The 19,281-nt window shown below is 62.2% G+C and carries 15 protein-coding genes; 4 read left to right on the top strand and 11 right to left on the bottom strand.

What is annotated here, in order from left to right:
- Positions 1-27: 27 nt before the first annotated feature.
- Genes AB7M32_RS27615 through AB7M32_RS27600 form a run of 4 tightly spaced genes read left to right on the top strand, consistent with a single transcriptional unit; the run spans position 28 to position 4,915 of the window.
- On the top strand, positions 28-1,650 hold the full coding sequence (locus AB7M32_RS27615; RefSeq protein ID WP_454251980.1) for an efflux transporter outer membrane subunit: 1,623 nt from the start codon (positions 28-30) through the stop codon (positions 1,648-1,650).
- Positions 1,647-3,851 (top strand): FUSC family protein, encoded by a 2,205-nt coding sequence (locus AB7M32_RS27610; RefSeq protein ID WP_454251979.1) that lies wholly within the window; start codon positions 1,647-1,649, stop codon positions 3,849-3,851. Before AB7M32_RS27615 ends, AB7M32_RS27610 begins: the two co-directional genes overlap by 4 nt.
- Positions 3,841-4,041, top strand: coding sequence for a DUF1656 domain-containing protein (locus tag AB7M32_RS27605; protein WP_003205331.1), 201 nt, complete (start codon positions 3,841-3,843; stop codon positions 4,039-4,041). The genes AB7M32_RS27610 and AB7M32_RS27605 overlap by 11 nt, the downstream gene beginning before the upstream one ends.
- Positions 4,042-4,051: 10 nt before the next feature.
- Positions 4,052-4,915, top strand: a complete 864-nt coding sequence (locus AB7M32_RS27600) for an efflux RND transporter periplasmic adaptor subunit (RefSeq protein ID WP_454251978.1) — start codon at positions 4,052-4,054, stop codon at positions 4,913-4,915.
- Between the two features lie 327 nt (positions 4,916-5,242).
- Here the strand turns inward: AB7M32_RS27600 and AB7M32_RS27595 are convergent, their stop codons facing one another.
- The 11 genes from AB7M32_RS27595 to algK all read right to left on the bottom strand — a co-directional run bounded on the left by AB7M32_RS27595 (position 5,243) and on the right by algK (position 19,279).
- Entirely contained in the window at positions 5,243-6,067 is an 825-nt protein-coding gene (locus tag AB7M32_RS27595) for an SDR family oxidoreductase (protein ID WP_454251977.1), read from the bottom strand.
- 36 nt (positions 6,068-6,103) lie between these two features.
- Positions 6,104-6,568, bottom strand: coding sequence for a multidrug transporter (locus AB7M32_RS27590; RefSeq protein ID WP_454251976.1), 465 nt, complete (start codon positions 6,566-6,568; stop codon positions 6,104-6,106).
- 182 nt (positions 6,569-6,750) lie between these two features.
- Positions 6,751-8,202 carry a mannose-1-phosphate guanylyltransferase/mannose-6-phosphate isomerase gene (locus AB7M32_RS27585; RefSeq protein WP_454251975.1) on the bottom strand — a complete coding sequence of 484 codons (1,452 nt, stop codon included), beginning with the start codon at positions 8,200-8,202 and terminating at the stop codon, positions 6,751-6,753.
- Positions 8,203-8,418: 216 nt separating this feature from the next.
- Positions 8,419-9,084 carry an alginate O-acetyltransferase AlgF gene (locus AB7M32_RS27580; protein ID WP_060740772.1) on the bottom strand — a complete coding sequence of 222 codons (666 nt, stop codon included), beginning with the start codon at positions 9,082-9,084 and terminating at the stop codon, positions 8,419-8,421.
- A gap of 14 nt (positions 9,085-9,098) precedes the next feature.
- A complete protein-coding gene (locus AB7M32_RS27575; RefSeq protein ID WP_072408909.1) occupies positions 9,099-10,274 on the bottom strand; it encodes an alginate O-acetyltransferase in 1,176 nt (391 codons plus the stop codon).
- Between the two features lie 11 nt (positions 10,275-10,285).
- On the bottom strand, positions 10,286-11,851 hold the full coding sequence (locus AB7M32_RS27570; RefSeq protein WP_454251974.1) for an MBOAT family O-acyltransferase: 1,566 nt from the start codon (positions 11,849-11,851) through the stop codon (positions 10,286-10,288).
- Between the two features lie 220 nt (positions 11,852-12,071).
- Positions 12,072-13,208: a mannuronate-specific alginate lyase gene (locus AB7M32_RS27565; RefSeq protein ID WP_454251973.1), complete on the bottom strand. Its 1,137-nt coding sequence runs from the start codon at positions 13,206-13,208 to the stop codon at positions 12,072-12,074.
- 11 nt (positions 13,209-13,219) lie between these two features.
- Positions 13,220-14,671, bottom strand: a complete 1,452-nt coding sequence (locus tag AB7M32_RS27560) for an alginate O-acetyltransferase (RefSeq protein ID WP_454251972.1) — start codon at positions 14,669-14,671, stop codon at positions 13,220-13,222.
- A gap of 11 nt (positions 14,672-14,682) precedes the next feature.
- Positions 14,683-16,272 (bottom strand): mannuronan 5-epimerase AlgG, encoded by a 1,590-nt coding sequence (gene algG, locus AB7M32_RS27555; RefSeq protein ID WP_192262189.1) that lies wholly within the window; start codon positions 16,270-16,272, stop codon positions 14,683-14,685.
- A 26-nt stretch (positions 16,273-16,298) separates the two neighbouring features.
- Positions 16,299-17,789 carry an alginate export family protein gene (locus AB7M32_RS27550; RefSeq protein ID WP_454252209.1) on the bottom strand — a complete coding sequence of 497 codons (1,491 nt, stop codon included), beginning with the start codon at positions 17,787-17,789 and terminating at the stop codon, positions 16,299-16,301.
- A gap of 5 nt (positions 17,790-17,794) precedes the next feature.
- Positions 17,795-19,279: an alginate biosynthesis TPR repeat lipoprotein AlgK gene (gene algK, locus AB7M32_RS27545; protein ID WP_454251971.1), complete on the bottom strand. Its 1,485-nt coding sequence runs from the start codon at positions 19,277-19,279 to the stop codon at positions 17,795-17,797.
- Positions 19,280-19,281: the final 2 nt, after the last annotated feature.

Below are 19,281 nucleotides of genomic sequence, written 5' to 3'. Positions count from 1 at the left end.
CATGCCCCCCTCAGGAATTTTGCGCAAGTGCCGCGTTGCATCAGCAGAGAGCTGAAGACTCTCAGTGTTTGGGTTTTGACATTAGCCATCAGCGGTTGCGTCGGCACAGGTGGTATTGCGCCGCAAGGCCAGGTATTGCCGGCCAATCAACTGGCGACCGATGCCGCCATCCGCGAGGCCGCACGCGACGCCCACTGGCCCACCCGCCAGTGGTGGCAAGCCTATGGCGATCGGCAACTGGATCGCTGGATCGATCTGGCCGTGCAAGGCAGCCCTGGCCTGGCAGTGGCCGCGGCGCGAGTACGCCAGGCCAAGGCCATGGCCGGCATTGCCGAGGCCGCCGAGTCGTTGCAGATCGATGGCGAGTCGACCCTCAAGCGCCATAACTGGCCCTCCGATCAGTTCTACGGCCCGGGCGAGTTGGCCGACACCACGACCTGGGACAACAATGCTTCCCTGGGCTTGAGTTATGCCCTGGACCTGTGGGGACGTGAGCGCAATGCCAGCGAACGGGCGGTTGACTTGGCCCACGTCAGCGTCGCTGAGGCACGACAGGCGCAACTGGAATTGCAGAACAACATCGTGCGCGCCTACATCCAGTTTTCGTTGCACTACGCCCAGCGCGATATTGTCGTCGCGACCCTGCGCCAACAAGAGCAGATTCTCGACCTGGCGCAGAAGCGTCTGGACGGAGGCATCGGCACCCATTTCGAAGTCAGCCAGGCCCAGGCGCCCCTGCCCGAGACTCATCGCCAACTCGACGCCCTGGATGAGGCCATCGCCTTGAGCCGCAATCAATTGGCGGCCTTGGCGGGCAAGGGACCGGGAGCGGGTGCGCCGTTGCAACGTCCGACCCTGGTCCTCGGCGCGCCCTTGAAGCTGCCGTCGGCCTTGCCTGCCGAGCTGCTTGGCCAGCGTCCGGATGTGGTGGCCGGGCGTTGGCAGGTGGCGGCCCAGGCCCGGGGCATCGATGTGGCCCGGGCCGGCTTCTATCCCAACGTCGACCTGGTGGGAAGCCTCGGTTACATGGCCACCGGTGGCGGGGTGCTGGAGTTTTTGACCGGCAAGAAACTCACCTACAACGTCGGGCCGGCGATCACGTTGCCGATCTTCGATGGCGGACGCCTGCGTTCGCAGTTGGGCGAGGCGGCCGCCGGGTATGACATCGCCGTGGCGCACTACAACCAGACACTGGTAAACGCGCTCAAGAGCATTTCCGATCAGTTGATCCGTCGCGAATCCATGGACAAGCAGCGGGCCTTCGCCGCCGAGTCGGTGGCCGCGGCCCAGCGTACCTACGACATCGCAAAGGTGGCGTTCCAGCGTGGCCTGACGGACTACCTCAATGTGCTCAACGCCCAAAGCCTGCTGTTCAAGCAGCAACAGGTGCAGCAACAGGTGGAAGCGGCGCGCATGAGTGCCCATGCCGATCTGGTGACGGCATTGGGCGGCGGACTGGACTCTGTAGGAGCTGTCGAGTGCAACGAGGCTGCGATCTTTCCCCAGACACTTGAGTCTCAAGCGAAAGATCAAAAGATCAAAAGATCGCAGCCTTCGGCAGCGCCTACACAGCACCTACACAGCGCCGACAAGGCACAACCCAAGCGGGAGCAAGCGCCCTCGCCACGATGCGTAAGCAGCATCCAATGACGCCCTTACTTGCCCCCGCACGCCGGCTGTATCGCCTCGAATGGCGCCGTGGTTTCTTCGACTGGGCCCGCAGCGACGGAGTGACCTGGGTCTATATCTTCAAGGTCCTGTTCGCCGCGTTCCTGACCTTGTGGCTGGCGATGCGCCTGGAATTGCCACAACCGCGCACGGCCATGATCACCGTGTTCATCGTCATGCAGCCCCAGAGCGGGCAGGTGTTCGCCAAGAGCTTCTACCGTTTCCTCGGCACCCTGGCGGGTTCTGCGGTGATGGTGGCGCTGATCGCCCTGTTCGCCCAGAACACCGAGCTGTTCCTTGGCTGCCTGGCGATTTGGGTCGGCATCTGTTCGGCAGGGGCGGCGCGGTATCGTAACTTCCGCGCCTATGGTTTCGTGCTGGCTGGCTACACCGCAGCGATGATCGGCCTGCCGGCCTTGGCCCACCCCGAAGGGGCGTTCATGGCGGCGGTCTGGCGGGTGCTGGAGATTTCCCTGGGAATTCTCTGCTCGACCCTGGTCAGTGCCGCGATCCTGCCGCAAACCGCCAGCGCCGCCATGCGCAACGCCTTGTACCAGCGCTTTGGCGTGTTCGCCCTGTTTGTCACCGACGGCTTGCGCGGACGAAGCAAGCGGGAGGCCTTCGAGGCCGGTAACGTGCGCTTCATCGCCGAAGCCGTCGGCCTGGAGAGCCTGCGTAGCGTGACGGTGTTCGAAGACCCGCACATGCGTCGGCGCAATGGTCGGCTCAGCCGCTTGAACAGCGAATTCATGGGTGTCACCACCCGTTTCAATGCCTTGCACCAATTGCTCGAACGCTTGCGCGGCGGGACGGCGGATCATGTGGTGAACGCCATCAAGCCTGGTTTGCAAAACCTTGCCGAGCTGCTGGACGGCTTTAGCGCGCGGGCCTTGACCGACGCCGACGCAGCGCGGTTGGCGGCGGCGCTGGCGGACTACAAGGCTGACCTGCCGGCCCAGGTACGGCGCTTGCGGGCAGCGTTCCAGGACACCGCGCCAAGCGATGGCGAGCAGTTGGACTTTCATACCGCTTATGAGCTGCTTTATCGCTTTGTCGACGACTTGCACGGCTACGCCCTGACCCATGCCTCCCTGGCCGAGCATCGCCACGAGCGCGAGCGCTGGGACGAACCGTTCGTGCCCCAGACCAACTGGCTGGCCGCCACGGCATCGGGGTTTCGCGCCGCTTTCATCCTGCTGGTCCTGGGCGGCTACTGGGTCGCGACGGCCTGGCCGAGCGGCGCGACCATGACCATGATCGCCGCGGCCACCGTGGGTCTCTCGGCCGCCACCCCGAACCCCAAGCGCATGGCTTTCCAGATGGCCTGCGGTACGTTGTTCGGGGCGCTGGTCGGCTTTGTCGAGATGTTTTTCATTTTCCCGCTGATCGATGGTTTTCCGTTGCTCTGCGTGATGCTCGCCCCCGTCATCATGTTCGGTTCGTTCCTCAGTTCCAGGCCGCAGTACGCCGGGGTCGGGCTGGGGCTGCTGATCTTTTTCTGCACCGGCTCGGTGCCGGACAACCTGACGGTCTACAACCCCTACGCCTTCATCAACGACTACATTGCGATGATCCTTGGCATGTTGGTGTGCGCCGCTGCCGGGGCGATCATCCTGCCGCCCAACAGCCGCTGGTTGTGGCATCGATTGGGGCAGGACCTGCGTGAGCAAGTGGTGTTCGCCATTAGCGGTCGTCTGAAGGGGCTGGCCTCGGGTTTTGAAAGCCGCACCCGCGACCTGCTGCACCAGGCCTACGGTCTGGCGGCGGGGCAACCCCAAGTGCAACGGGACTTGCTGCGCTGGATGTTGGTGGTGCTGGAAGTCGGTCACGCGATTATTGAGTTGCGCAAGGAGCAGGCAACCTTGCCGGTGCATCCGGCATATGCCGAAAGCCAGCCATGGCGCCAGGCGATTCGGGGGATGGGGCGGGCGCTGGTGCGGCTATTCCGCCAGCCGAGCCAGAGCAATCTGGAGCGTGCGTTGGTGGCGGTGGATCATGCCATCGGCCGCGTGCAGGCCACCGACGAACCCTTCGCCCCGCATTTCGACACCTCGGCCCTGCGTCGGGTGAAAAGCTACCTGCATTTCATCCGCACTTCGCTGCTGGATCCGCAATCGCCATTGGCCGGCTATGCCATGGCGCATGCCACATCGCTTCCCCAGGAACCTGAACATGCCCCGTGAGATCGCCTTCCATGGCGTGTACATGCCCACCATGACCCTGATGTTTTTCATCGCCGCCGGCCTGGCCTGGGCCTTGGACCGCTTCCTGTCGGGGTTGGACCTGTACCGTTTCTTCTGGCACCCGGCGTTGTTGCGCCTGAGTCTGTTTACCTGCCTGTTCGGCGCGCTGGCGCTGACGGTCTACCGTTGAGATCGATGCGATGAAAAAGTTTTTCAGCCTGCTGGCGACGCTGTTGGTACTGGCCCTGGCGTTGTGGATCGGCCGTACGCTGTGGGTCCATTACATGAACACGCCCTGGACCCGTGATGGCCGGGTGCGGGCCGACATCATCAATGTGGCCGCCGATGTCAGCGGCGAGGTGGTCGAGGTGTCGGTGCGCGACAACCAGTTGGTGAAAAGGGGCGACTTGTTGATGCGCATCGACCCCGAGCATTACCGCATCGCCGTGAAGCAGGCGCGCTCCCTGGTGGCGTCGCGCAAGGCCACCTGGGAGATGCGCAAGGTCAACGCCCATCGACGTGCCGACTTGGACAGCCTGGTGATTTCCCGGGAAAACCGCGACGACGCCAGCAACATCGCCGACTCGGCCCTGGCCGATTACCAACAGGCCCAGGCCCAATTGGAAGCCGCGGAGCTGAACCTGTCGCGCACCGACGTTCGCGCGGCGGTGGATGGCTACGTCACCAACCTCAACGTGCACCGCGGCGACTATGCGCGCATCGGCGAGGCGAAAATGGCCGTGGTGGACATGCATTCGTTCTGGGTCTACGGCTTCTTCGAAGAGACCAAATTGCCCAAGGTGCGGGTCGGCGATTCGGCGCAGTTGCAGTTGATGAGCGGTGAGATGCTCAAGGGCCATGTGGAAAGTATTTCCCGAGGCATTTACGACCGCGACAACCCCGAAAGCCGCGAACTGATCGCCGATGTGAACCCCACGTTCAACTGGGTTCGCCTGGCCCAGCGAGTGCCGGTGCGCATCCATTTGGATGAAGTGCCGGACGGCGTGCTGCTGGCGGCGGGGATGACTTGCACAGTGGTGGTCGAACCCCATGCCAAGGGCTGAGGCATTGCATCATTTGTGGGGGTGATGGTGAGATTTGGTGTACACCGCAAATCCCCTGTGGGAGCGAGCTTGCTCGCGATAGCGGTGGTTCAGCCGCATCGACGGTGGCAGACACTCCGTCATCGCGAGCAAGCTCGCTCCCACATTTTTCCGGGGGTGATGGTGAGATTTGGTGTACACCGCAAATCCCCTGTGGGAGCGAGCTTGCTCGCGATAGCGGTGGTTCAGCCGCATCGACGGTGGCAGACACTCCGTCATCGCGAGCGAGCTCGCTCCCACAGGAATTGACGTTCAGCCTCGCCACAACCGCAAAAAAGCCAGCGTTGATTACAGCGATTTTCCCAACCCGAACCGCTTCATCAACCCCTTCTCCAGCAACCCTTTGGGCAACACACCCGCCATCAACGGCAGCGCCCGGCTGCCGTTGCCCAGACGCAGCAAGCGGGGTGGCTTGGGTTGTTGAACCGCCTTGAGCAGCGCCGCGGCGAATTCGTGGGCGGGGGTCGGGTTGTCCTGGGAAGCCTTGGCCCGGGCGCGGATGCCATCGCGCAGGGGCCACCAGGGCGATTGTTCGCTGATCAACTGTTCGGCTTCATGGCCGGCATTCTTGGCGAAACTCGAAGCAATGGCGCCAGGCTGCACTTCCATCACGCGGATACCGAACGGTGCCAGTTCCATGCGCAAGGCATCGCTCAAGGCATGCACCGCCGCCTTCGAAGCGCAATAGGCGCCCGCGAATGGCGTGACCAGCACTCCGGAAACGCTGCCGATGTTTACCACCAGCCCCCTGGCCCGACGTAACACCGGGAACAGCGCCCGGGTGACCCCGACGATGGCGAACACGTTGGTTTCGAACTGACGCTGCATGGCCGGCACGCCGCCGTCCAGCAGCGGGCCCATGGCGCCGTAGCCGGCATTGTTGACCAGCACATCCAGGCCGCCACATTGCTGGTTGATCCGCTCACCCAGTTGTTCCAGGGCCTGGCCATCGTTGACGTCCAGTGGCACGGCGGTGAACCCGGCCGTGGCGAGTGTCGCCACGTCTTCAGCCTTGCGCGCCGTGGCCCAGACCTGATAACCCGCGGCCTTGAAGGCATCGGCGAGGGCGCGGCCAATGCCGCTGGAACATCCGGTAATCAACGCAACAGGCATGGCGCGTTCCTTGTGCAAAAAGTTGGGGGAGGGCAATCAGTTGGAAAAGCTACCGTGCAATTGCTCGGCGCGAAACTCCAGGGTCTGCGGGCGATAACCCGGGCGCAGGGGCGGCAGCGGCAGGCAGTCTTGCCAGTCGGCGCCGGCTTGCAATTCGCCTGGGCCATGGTAGCGCGGTGCGTTGTAGGGGCTGTCGGCCAGGTTGATGGTGTCCCCGGGCGCATAGGCCGCGACCCGCCAGCGCAGCTCGATCAGCGGCACGTCGTTGTTGTTTTTCAGGGTCAGCGACAGCGGCCGGTCGGCGGGGCATTGTTCGGGGGCATAGCGCAGGCGCAGTTCCAGGCGCTCCAGTTGTCGGGTTTCGCGGCTTTCCTGCCAGAGCACCCACACGGCGACCAGTCCCAGCCCGATGAAGGCCGCCAGGGAGACCGGCAAGGCCTTGGCCGGGTAGCGCAAGAGCAGGATGAGCCAGGTGATGACCAGCAAAACGCCGATAAGCATGGTGGAAGCCTCCGTTACCGTAGGCACATCCTACCGAAGGGCGCGGGCAATGTTGAAGCAATGATGCCAGGCCATCACTGGCCACAAAAAAAAGCCCCCACCCAACCCACTGCGGATAGGGGACGCAGTGGGCTGGACGGGGGCTTCTTGTACCGCTGATCTTTACTGAACGTTGCCGATCATTACTGGGCGATGGTTTTCACCGAGACGCCGCGTTCGATCGGGGTGGAGCGACCGTAGATGTCTTCGAAACGCTCGATGTCATCTTCGCCCAGGTAGCTGCCGGACTGCACTTCGATGATTTCCAGCGGGATCTTGCCCGGGTTGCGCAGACGGTGCACCGACGCGATCGGGATGTAGGTCGACTGGTTTTCGCAGAGCAGGAACACGTTCTCGTCGCAGGTCACTTCGGCGGTGCCGCTGACCACGATCCAGTGTTCGGCGCGGTGGTGGTGCATCTGCAGCGACAGGCACGCGCCCGGCTTGACCGAGATGTGCTTGACCTGGAAACGACCGCCCATGTCCACCGAGTCATAGGAACCCCACGGACGATAGACCTCGCAGTGGTTCTGGGTTTCGGTGCGGCCCTGTGCGTTGAGGGTGTTGACCATCTGCTTGACGCCTTGGACCTTGTCCTTGTGGGCGATCATCATGGCGTCCTTGGTTTCGACCACCACGATGTTGTCCAGGCCGATCACCGACACCAGCTTGCCGTTGCCGTGGATCATGCAGTTGCGGCTGTCCTGGACGACCACGTCGCCCTTGGTGACGTTGCCGTTGGCGTCCTTGGCATTGACTTCCCACAGCGACGACCAGCAGCCGACATCGCTCCAACCGGCCGACAGTGGGACCACACAGGCGCGCTGGGTCTTTTCCATCACCGCGTAGTCGATGGAGTTGTCCGGGCAGCAGGCGAAGGTGGCTTCGTCGAGGGTAATGGTGTCGGCCGTCTGCTCACTGCGCTCCAGGGTCAGCAGGCAGGTGTCGTAGATGTCCGGATCGTGCTTTTTCAGCTCTTCGAGGAAGCGGCTGGCGCGGAACAGGAACATGCCGCTGTTCCAGAAGTAACCGCCGGCCTCGACGAACTCGGTGGCACGCTTGACGTCGGGTTTTTCGACGAAGTGCGAGACGCGGCTCACGCCTTCGGGCAGCAGCGCATCGTTGGTCGACTTGATGTAGCCATAGCCGGTTTCCGGTTTGGTGGCCGGTACGCCGAACAGCACCATCTCGCCACGCTCGGCGGCCACCGTGGCCAGGGCCAGGGCGCGTTGCAGGGCTTTCTGGTCTTCCAGCACGTGGTCGGCCGGCAGCACCAGCATCAACTCGTCGCGGCCTTCGTTGACCAGCATCATCGCCGTCAGCGCCACGGCCGGTGCGGTGTTGCGCCCGAACGGTTCCATCAGGATGCGCTGGGCTTCGAGCTTACGGTTGGTCAACTGTTCGTTGACGATGAAACGGTGGTCTTTGTTGCAGACCACGATCGGCGTGTCCATGCCTTCGAACACCAGGCGCTCGAGGGTCTGCTGGAACAGGGTGTGTTCACCGGTCAGGGCCAGGAACTGTTTAGGGAATTGCTTGCGCGAAAGCGGCCAAAGACGTGAGCCACTACCACCTGACAAGATCACCGGAATCATGTTTGTTACTCCTTGAAGCGAAATGGTTGTTAGAGCTACTGCGTTCTGTCGTTTCACTCTCTTGTTGTTGTTCCGTACCCGAATGACACCTGTGTCCAGTGTGGGAGCGAGCTTGCTCGCGATGGCGGCGTATCAATCGACATCCATGTTGAATGTCAGATAGCTATCGCGAGCAAGCTCGCTCCCACAGGGCACAGCGTCAGTCAGGAAAACTCATCAGCGGGTCGACACAGGGCGTTTCACCCACACTGGCGACAGGCTGCTGCCCGAACCGGTGACGTACAGCACGGCCGCTTCGCCGCGCTCCAGGGCCACGGGCTTGAGGTCGCCGACTTTCTTGTCGCCTTCGAACAGGGCCAGGGACACTTTCACCGGGTTGATCTCACGTTCGCCACGGCCCTTGGCGGCCACGTTCGGCACCACTTCGGTCTTGCCGTCGGCGGTCTTGAGGGTCAGTGCCTTGTCGCTGAGGTTCTGTACGCGGACCAGGGACTTCTGCTTGTTCTTGAATGGCGGTTCTTCGATCAGTTGCGGCTGCCCAGTGGCGTTGTTGACCAGGGTGTAATAGTGATCGGAGGCCAGTTTCACCGGCACGGTCTGGCTGCCAACCTTGGCGCTGTAGTCGCCACCGGGCATGAAGCTGAAGTCGCTGCTGGCCAGGGGGGCTACGTCGCTGATGTTGGTGCTGCCGACGGTGGCGCTGACTTCGGCGTTGGCGGCGTTATAGACCCGCACGAAGCTCGAGCCTTTTGGCGCGACCGGGCCGTACAGGGCCGAGTCACCGGCAAAGGCGGACAGTGAGAGGGCGCTCATGCTGGCGACGAGGGCAACAGCCTTGAAGGAGCGAGCAGCGAGACGGCGAGGAGTAGTGTTGAAAGTCATGGTGGACCTCTCTTTCAGTTTTGCGCCCGTTCGGGCGTCTCGGATGGGGTGTTGGCGGCTACGTTCTGTTGGCGAGCGCCGGCTTGCTTGAGCTCTGCGACCCACTGTGGGTCGGCGTCGCCGATTTCGTTGTTTACAGGCAGATAACGTTCAGGGAACTCCCAGATCAGCACCTGTGGCGGGCTGTTCTTGAAGGCATCGCTCTTGAGGTAGCTGAGCATTGGCAGAATCGGGCCGTGGCCGTCTTCGGCGTAGTTCACGACGTCGCTGTGCAGGGCTTGCTTGAGTGCACCGACGAAGTTCCAGTTAGGGTTGGCGCTGTAGCTGGTGCCGATCAGGGCCACGGGCACCTGGGCATCGGCGAACAGCGCGTCGTCGCCGGCCGGCTGGTCGTCGGCTTCGCGGGTGTTGCGCTTGACCAGCGGCTCCTGGGCTGGCATCAGGTTTTCGAACAGCGGGTCCAACGGCAGGAACTGGCGCAGGTCGCCCTTGTGGGTGATTTTTTCTGCAGGCTCGGTGACGAAGCGCTGCGGCTCGCCGTTGAGCGGCGCGCGTTCGGCAATGGCCTTGGCCAGGTTCTCGGCAGCGACCTGGGCGCCTTCCGGGGTCCAGTGGGTGTCGGTGCGCAGGAACACTTGCTGGCCGTTCTGCTTGGCCTGTTGCAGCGGGCCAAGCAGGTCAGGGGCGAGGATCTTGTCGGCCGCGACGCGAGCGTGGAAGTCCTGGTAGAGGTTGGTGTGAATGCTGGACGGCTTCACTTCACCCAGGTGCTCCGGATAAAGCCGCGCCTTGGCCGGCACGATCGCCATGACCAGGGTGATGCCTTGTTCCTTGAGCTTCTGGCGCACGCCTTCGACCAGCGCGTAGTTGCCTTGCAGGTTCAGCTCTTCGTTGACGATCGGGTTGAACTCTTCGTCGCTGTACAGCCACTGGTCGCGGCCCAGGACCACGCCTTTGCGGCCTTCGTTGAACAGCTTGTAGTCCAGCGCGGCCCAGATGTTGGTGCCCAGGCGCTTGATCGGGAACTCGTCGTCGTAGTGCGTTTCCACAGCCTTGGCCCAGCGCCCGTTGAGCACGGTCGCGTCGGGGTTGGTGCTGAAGCCGAAGAAGCTGCGCATCGACCACAGGCCCAGCGCTGTCAGGATCGACATGAACAGTGCGATGTAAAAGATGCGTAATGAGCGGGTCATGTTCAGATCCCTCAGAACTGGAAGTAAAGGAACGGCGAGAAGCTTTGCGCCGAAAGTTTGAGAATCGAAGCGATGAACAGCAGCAACACGAGGGTGCGCATCACGTAGCGTGACCAGTCCACGGTCCAATAGGCCGGTTGCACCTGGGCTTCGACACCCACGGTGTAGCCGGGTTCGTGGATCGATGCCGGGTTGTCGCCCGGTACCGCCTTGATCATCCCCGGTTGCGCGGTGGCCGGGCCGTTGGCCTCGGTGGTGACCTCAGGCTTGGCCTTGACTGGCGGACGGTTGGTGTAGAAGTCCCGCAGGCCGAAGAAGGCGAGGGTGACGTAGGCCACCACCAGCGTGGCGATCTGCAGGCCGGTGAGGTTGGCGCGGGTCAGTTCCGACAGCGACCAGTCGCCGAAGCTGAACATGGCGCCGTACATGCGACCGGCCACGTGCAGGTTCTCGGCCCGGAAGATCACCCAGCCCATCACCACCAGCAGGAAGGTCAGCGCCCAGCGGATCGGGTTGATGCTGCGTGGCGTGGTGTTGATGCCCACCGCTTTCTCGATGGCCAGCCACATGCCGTGCCAGGCACCCCAGATCACGTAGGTGATGTTCGCACCGTGCCACAGACCACCGAGCAGCATGGTCAGGAACAGGTTGCGATAGGTCATCAGCGTGCCTTTGCGGTTACCGCCCAGGGTGATGTAGAGGTAGTCACGCAGCCAGGTCGACAGGCTGATGTGCCAGCGGCGCCAGAACTCGGTGATCGACTGGCTGATGTAGGGTTGCTTGAAGTTTTCCATGAAACGGAAACCCATCATCAGGCCCAGGCCGATGGCCATGTCGCTGTAGCCGGAGAAGTCGAAGTACAGCTGCGCGGTGTAGGCCAGTGCACCGAGCCAGGCATCGCCCGTGGTCGGGTTCTGCAAGGCGAAGCAATGGTCGGCCACCACCGCCAGGGTGTCGGCGATGAACACTTTCTTGATGAAGCCCTGCATGAAGCGGGTGCAGCCTTCGGAGAACTTGTCCAGCGTGTGGGTGCGGTTGTTGAACTGGTCGGCCAGGTCGCGGAAACGCAACACGGGGCCGGCGATCAGGTGCGGGAAAATCGCCACGAACGCTGCGAAGTCGATCAGGTTGCGGGTCGCCGGCGTGTCACCGCGATAGACGTCGATGATGTAGCTGATGGACTCGAAGATGTAGAACGAGATCCCGATTGGCAACAACACGTGGGTCAGGATGAACGGGTTGAGACCGAAGCCGGTGATGATGGCGTTGAGGCTGTCCACGCCGAAGTTGGCGTACTTGAAATAGCCCAGGATGGCCAAGTCCACGCCCACGCCGAGCAACAGCCAGCGCTGGGCTGGTTTGGTGCGCACACCGGCGGCACCGACTTTCAGGCCGATCCAGTAGTTCCACAGGGTCACGCCGGCGAACAGCGCGAGGAAGTCCACCCGCCACCAGGCATAGAACACGTAGCTGGCGATCAGCAGCAGCAGGTTGCGATAGCGTTGCCCGCTCAAGTAGTACAAGCCGAGAAAGATCGGCAGGAACAGGAACAGGAACACGTTGGATGAAAATACCATCCCGATCTCTCCATGTTGAATCAACAGTCAAGGGCCAGAGCCCCCCCAAACCCCCCCATGAAACCGGGAGGCTATTGCATTCGAAACAGACCACATTCCCTGTGGAAGCGAGCTTGCTCGCGATGACGGTGGTTCAGTCGACATCCATGGCGAATGTCAGACCGCTATCGCGAGCAAGCTCGCTCCCACAGGGTTTCCCTGCCAGGCAGAGAGTAGGGTGTCAGCTTCCTTTCTCACCTTTATCCCGCGAAGGGTCGTACACCTTGGTCAAGTCCCCGCCGAGGCGGAAGGTCTTGAACGGTTGCATTTCATGCTTGCGCTCCAGCACATCCTCGGTGCAGGTGTAGAGGCTGCAGAACGGTTCGAGCCAGGCGAATTTCGAATCGACCTTCAGGTCTTTCATGTCCTGCTCTTCGCCGTTCTTCTCTTCGAAGATGTCCGGGTCTTTCACCCCGGCCAGCACTCGGTCACCCAGTCGCTTGAGGGCGCCGTTGTTTTCCTGACGCAGGTCCACACCGTTGACCTGGGCGAAGCTGGCGATCATCGCCAACGGCGGCAGGGCATAGTTGTGGTAGGACAGGGCCCGTTGCTTGCGCTTGAGTTCGTTAGGCAGGAAACCGTCGGCATCGACCTGGTTGACGCCGACCTTGTATTCCTTGACAGCCCAGTCGAACAGGTCACGGCGGTTGGTTGCCACGGAGGTGGCCATCACCGACCAGGCGGCCCAGTAGGAGTGGTTGTTGGTCTTGTCCAGCGGCAGGTTGTCCCAGTCGCTGACCACCTGATCGGCCATCCGGCTGAACCAGCCTTCGATCAGTTGCGCCTGCCCCTGGTGGTTGGCCAGTGGGCGCGACTCGGAGAATTTCAGGCGCACATAGGCCGAAGCCATGCTGCCCAGCGCCCATTTGCGCATGGACTTGCCGGTGTGGTTGAAGTCCTTGGACATCAGCGCATCGGCCTGGGCCCAGGCGGTCAGCCAGTTCAGCGTGCATTCCAGCTGCTCGGGGCGGCCGTCACGCATGAACTGCATGACTTGCTTGCTGACGCCACGCTCGATCTTGGTGATGTCGGCGGTGCTGTCGCGGAAGGCTTTTTCCGATTGCACGTTCAACGTCGAGCGGGCCTTGTCGGAGCCCTCGTATTTGCTGCGAAATTGCAGGGAACCGGTGTAGGGCGTCGGCGTGGCGTCGCAACCTTTGGCAGCGTCGCCGGCCTTGACCTTTTCGATCGGTGCGAAATAGCCCTGTGGCGGGCGCAGCGGGGCCGCGGCCTGCGTGGCCCCGGCGAACAGCGCCAGGGTCAGCAGGGAGGGCGCCAGCAGCGTTTTCAACGTTCGGGTGCGCGTGGTACTGGTCATGAGACGAGACCTCATTGTCCGATTTGAGCCGTTTGTTGCCCGGCTTGCGGAGATGCGTTGCGTTTGCAGATTTTCGCTTCGATTTGCAGTGGTTCTTTACCGGCTTCAGGGCCCTGGACTTCAACGGCTAGCAGGTTCTGCGAAGCCCAGTCCTCGTCGGTGCGCAATTGGAAGGCGAAACGTCCGTCGGTGTCGGAGGTATCCGGTTTTTCGATCTTGATATCCTCGTGGCGCCCATTCATGTACCAGAGGGTGGCTTGCAAGGTTTTCACCGAGGTGTCGGCGAAGCGGATGTCGACCTGGTGGCTGCTGTTACGCAGATCCATGTTCTTGCTATTGACCATCAATTCGTTCTTGCCTGGCTTGAGCGCGGTCTTGCTGCTCATGAGTGCCGGCTTGCCTTCGCAACCGTTGTTGTCCAGCAGCGCCATCATCTGGCGGTAGATGGTTTCCTGGTCCAGGCGATACAGCGGCGAGAATTCCCAGATGAGGATTTTCGGCGGGCTCTTCTGGAACTCTTCGCTGCCCAGGTACTGGATCATCGCGCCTTCCAGACCGCCGCCAGGGAAGGCGACGTTGAGGATGTCGGCGCCGATGGCTTCTTCCAGGAAACCGGCAAAGTTGTAGTTCTTGCCGCTGTGACTGGTGCCCACGAGGGTGATCTGCGGGTTGCCGGAATCGCTGAACAGGTCGCCGTCGCCAGCCTCGCCCTTGGGTTCGGTGGTGAACTGGTCCATGTACTGGATCGCATAGCTGGTGCCGCACAGCTGCCCGGCCATGTTGTGCAGGGTACCGGTCTTGCCCATGCGGCCGGACTTCTTGGTCTCGAACTCACGCTTGGGGATGTCGGCGAAGGCCGGGATCTGCTTGACCTTCTCGGCGACGATCTTGGCCGTGCGCTGGGCGCCATACGGTGTCCAGTGCTGGTCGCCACGGAAATAGAAATCGTGGGCTGGCAGCGTCTCAGGCAGGTTTTCGTTGGTCAGCGGCGACAGGTCCGGCACCACATAACCCATCTGGGCGAAGCGGCCGAGCATGGATTTGTAGTTGGTCAGGGCTTTCTCGTAGTCGAAGGCGGCCTTTTCCTGTGGGTTGAGCTTGTTGCGGTTCACCAGGCCCCGGGTCGGCTGGTAGACGATCACCAACTCGACGCCTTTTGCCTTGAACGCATCGTGCAACTGCTGCATGCGCTTGTAGCCGGCGGGGGTGGTGTTGAACTCGGTGCGCAGGTCTTCCTGGGTCCGGAACAGCCAGTCGCCCTGGGCCTGCACCAGCGTGGTGAAGTTCTGCTGGTAGCGCGTGGTGTAGTTCTTCGCGTCATGGGCCGCGGGGCACAGGTTGCAGCACGGTTCGGCGGTGAAGCTCGGTGCCTTGATTTCATCGGCGCGCGCGCCGCTTGCAGCGGCGAGAATGCCGGCAGTCAGGGCGGACAGGCCCAGGAGTTTGATCATTTGTGGGTTCATAAAGGTCATCCTCAGTCCCGCAATTCGGTCTGGCGTTCGACAGGGTCAATCAGCACGGCTTTCTGCTGGCGCACCAGCAGGTCGAGAATTTCATCCTGGCGTTCGCCCAGGATCCCCGTGAAGCTGATGCCGCTGGATTTGGTCGGCGCGAGCATGGACACGCGGTACAGCTCGACGCTCAACGGTGAGTCGATGGACAGCGGGCCACTGCCGTTGGCAGCCAGTTCGCCGCCGACCACGATCAGCGAGACTTCGGCGTCGAACGGGTCGAGCTTGATGTCACGGTCGGTGTCGGACAGGTCCTTGATGTGACCGTAGATACCGGTCAGGCCGTTGGCCATGGACACGTTTTCGTAGAGGCGGATGTTCACGCTGTTACGAATCCGGATGCCGTGGCGGCGATTGCTGATCACCTTGTTGCCCCACAACAGGTTGTCAGCACTCTCATAGAGCGTGATGCCGTCGGTGTGGTTCTTGTAGATCTCGTTGTAAGCGATCAGGTTGTTCACGCTGTTACGGTCGATCACCAGGCCCGAGAGTTTGTTGTCGTAGCTGCGGTTGTTGAAAATGAAGCTGTCGTTGACCTCACGGGAAACAATGATCCCGTGCTTTTTCTTGGTCCCGTAGACGGTGTTGTCGGCGATGATCAGCCGATGGGAACGGTCATGGGGGTCGATGCCGTAGACGATGTTGTCTTTGTACGTGTTGCCCTTGACCACGAAGTCGCGGGTTTCGTAGCAGTAGAAGCCGTACCACATGTCCGAGAACTCGGAACCGATGATCCAGCCGGTCGGTTCCGGACGCTTGAGGACCTTGGCCATGTTCGGCGTGTACTGGGAAATACTCACCCCGTACGACTTACTGTTGGCGTAGCCGAAACTCGCCATCTTGGTGTTGACGATGTAGGTCTCGGTGCCACCCCAGGCCAGCAGGAACGGACGGAATTCCTTGGGCGAGCGGAACGTGGCGGGGCCGTTGTCCTTTTCACGCCAGCCGGTGACCTTGGTATCGCGGATGAACATATGGCCATCGTTGACCAGGAACGAGCCGCCCTCTTGGGACAGGCGCAGTTCCTGGGTCTGTTTGTCGATTTCCAGGATGCCTTTCTGGCCGACCACGATCGGAATCTTTGCCAGGTAGATACCCGGCGAAGTTTCGATGATGTACTTGGGCGCCTTCTTGGCCAGGTCCTTGAGGTTCATGTAGCCGTCGTCGAGGAAGATGGCCTGTGGGATACCGTGCTGACGCACGACCCACTCGGCCATCTTGTTGTCGCCGCCGATGAAGTCCTTCAAGGCGTTTTCCTGCATCATCCGGCGCACGCTGACCTTGCCGGGCTTGGTGCGGACGATTTTTGCCGCGACCGCTTCGGCGGTGTAGCCGGAGAGGTCGGGCAGGGTTGGCTTGGCCAGTTCCAGTGGTGCGGTCGGTGCACTGTTGACGGTGTAGGTCTTGGCCCGTTGCAGTTCCTTGACCACGTTGCCCGGTTTGACCACCGGTTCAACGTTGGCGAACGCCGGCGAGCCGGCCAGCAGCATCGCTGCGACCAACAGGCTGATCGAACCTTTCATCGCCTGGCTGTTCCTGAGGTAGCGGTTCATATCGGGCACTCCCATGGCCATTCGCATCAGAAGCGCCAGATCACGTCGACAAAGGCGCGATGCATGTACGAATCGACCTCTTTGCCGTAGGCGTCGCCTGGCTTGAACACGCCGCCACGAAAGCGCACCAGCGCCGACGGCTCATCAATGGACTGACTCAGCGCGGCCGGCAGCAGGCCTTGCTTGAAGTACTTGGTGACGACCAGGTCGACTTCCTGGCCCAGGTCCTTGTCACCGTCACGCAGCGGCAGGGTCGAGGTGGACAGGATCGCGCCGGTCACGTCATCGGTGTCGTTTTCCACGGCGTTGATGCCGTTGCTGCCCACCGGCTTGTTGCCGTCCACGCGCCAGAACTTGTGGTACACCAGGCTGGCGTCGTATTCGTCACGTAGCTGCCAGGAACCGAACAGGCTGGCGCTCTGGGTGTTGGCCATTTCGCCCCGGAACGCTTCGCCGAAACGGTGGACCCGCGAGCGGGTGCCGGTGAAGTTCGAGCGGTTGCTTTGCAGGCCGTTCTGTTGGTACTCATCGCTGGCGCGGGCATAGGCCGCACCGACTTGCCATTGCGGGTCGAGACGCAAGCGGATACCCAGGTCAGTGGCCCAGCCGTCCACATCGTCGCTGTGCTTGGCTTCTGTCGGGCGCGTGCCGTCGGCGTTGAGTGGGTTGACGGTGTCGCGCTCGCCGCTCATGCCGGTGATGCTGGCCCAGTAGTTGACGGTGTTGGTGTTGCGCCAGTTGTAGGCGTCGCTGTTGGCTTCCAGGCCGAGCCAGGTCAAGTCGCCGTTCTGGGTCTTGTCCAGGGTGTCGGTGGGCTCGCCCGGGGTCGGGTAGTCGAGGCTGCCGTTGTCATGGGAGTGGTGGGCGCGGATACCGGCCCACTGGCCTGGCATCCACTGGTAACCCACGTCGCCGTAGACGTGCATACGATCCTTGTCCTTGGGGGACAATTCCTTGAGGTCGGTGCGGTATTCGCTGAAACGCTCGGCAATGCCGAGGTTGGCCCGCAGCAAGGTGGTGTCGAAGGTCCAGTTCAGGGCTTCGATGTTGGTGTCGCGCCATTGGCCGTCGTCATTGCGCAGGCGTTGGCGACCGAACTTCAACTGCTCGCCCGGGTAGGGGGTCAGGCCGCGGTAGCCGATCCAGAACTCGCGCATGGCCAGGTAGCTTTTCTTGGCTTCGCGATCGCCGCTGTCGGTTTGCTGGGTGCTGCCATCGGACTGCTGCAGGGTGTCGGTCTCGATGATGTCGGAGGACGTCACGGCCTGGGCCATGGCGTAGGCGCTCCAGGCACCGCTTTCGCTTTCACCGTAGACCCAGGGACGCAGGTCCAGGCCGACACCGTTGACGTCGCCACCGCTCTGGGTGCCGAGGTCACGGTCGTCTTCGGACTGGCCGGTAATCTTCACTTCCAGGCCGAAATTCTTGCTCTCGGTCAGTGCCGCCAAGGTCGGGCAGGACCACAGCAGGGCAAACGACAGGCCAATACCAGCCTGCACAAAAGGATTGAGCTTCAAAAGCTTCATAGAGGTTCCTCGCCGTCATCTTCTTTTAGGGCTTGCAGTTCCAGCGTATCGGGGCTCATTGCGCCGCGAATGGCCTGCTCTTGTTGTAGCAGGCGTTGCGCTTGTGCAAGTTGTTCCGGCGGTAATTGTGCTTCGAGGGTTTGGGCAAGCTCGGTGGCTTGCGGGGTGTTCTGCACCTTGGCCAACTGGCTGAACACATAAGCGTTGACCGGGTTGGGCTTGGTGCCCTTGCCCTGGGAGAACAGCTGGGCAATGGCGAAGTCGGCGCTGTTCTGGCCGTTGCGGGCGGCCTTGAGCAGGTGGTCCAGGGCTTTTTGCGAGTACACCTGGCCCAGGTAACCGCGGCGATAGATCTGGCCGAGGTAGTAATCGGCAGCCACTTCGCGGCCAACGGCTTTCTGGAAATGTGCCTCGGCGGCCTTGGCATCGGCCGGAACCCACTTGCCTTCGTAATACAGCTTGCCCAGCAACAGCTCGGCGCGAGGCTGGTCGGCGGCGCGGCCGTTCTCCAGGTATTGCATCATCTTGTCGACGTCCCCCAGTTCCGGGAAGTCGTAGAGCAGTTGCGCCAGGCTGACCCAGGCTGCGGGATAGCCAGGGGCGATGCCTTCGAGCAACGACTGGGCGGTCTTTTCGTCGGTCTTGCCCAGGCTCGCATCGGCCAGGACACGGGCGACGCTGTCCACGCGCTGGGCGGATACGACGCCACGGGCGTGACCGTCCTGCATCTGCTTGAGCAATTCGGCCTGCTGTTCCGGCTGGCCGCGTTTTTGATAGACCGTGGCCAGTTCGACGTAGCAGATGTCCGTGGTCGCCAGCGCGGCTTTGCAGACCTTCTCGACTTCATCCAGATGCTGGTCGTAGGTGCCCTGGGTACGGTAGAGCAGAATCTGCGCCAGGCCCGCTTCCGGGTAGCCGGCGCTGCGCCATTGGCTGATCTGCTGTTGGGCGTTGACGTTCGGGAAGCTGTGGGGATATTGCAGGTACAGCATCGCCAGCGGGATCAGGGTGTTACCTTCTCCGTTGGCGAAGGCTTTCTTCAACAGGCCTTCGGCTTCGTGTTTTTCCGCTTCGGTGGAACCGGGCTTGGCCACCAGCAGGCGACCCAGGCGAGCCTGGGCTCGTGGCGAGATATCGGCCGCGGCGCGGTAAGTCGCCTCGGCTTTTTTCATCTGCTCGGGGTCGCGGCTGTCCACCTGGATGTCGGCCAGGCCCACCTGGGCCTCGCTGTAACCCAGGTCGGCCAGTTGCTGATAGTTCTGCTGTGCCAGCGCCGTGTCGCCGCGCTTGAGCGCTTCGTTGGCCAGGCGCTGGTCGGGCAGGCCGGCGCAACCGGCCAGGCTGACGGCCAAGGCCAGGGCACACAGTGTTCCCATGGGTGAACGAGCTTGCGGCATACCATCCTGACCGCGTGGATCCTTTCGCGAGCAAGCTCGCTCCCACAGGGTCTGTGGGCTGTTCAGGATTTTTATAATGGTCACGG

It is taken from the genome of Pseudomonas sp. R151218B TE3479 (assembly GCF_053629195.1).
Note: the sequence above shows the minus strand (reverse complement) of the source record. Positions and strands in the feature narration are given on the sequence as shown.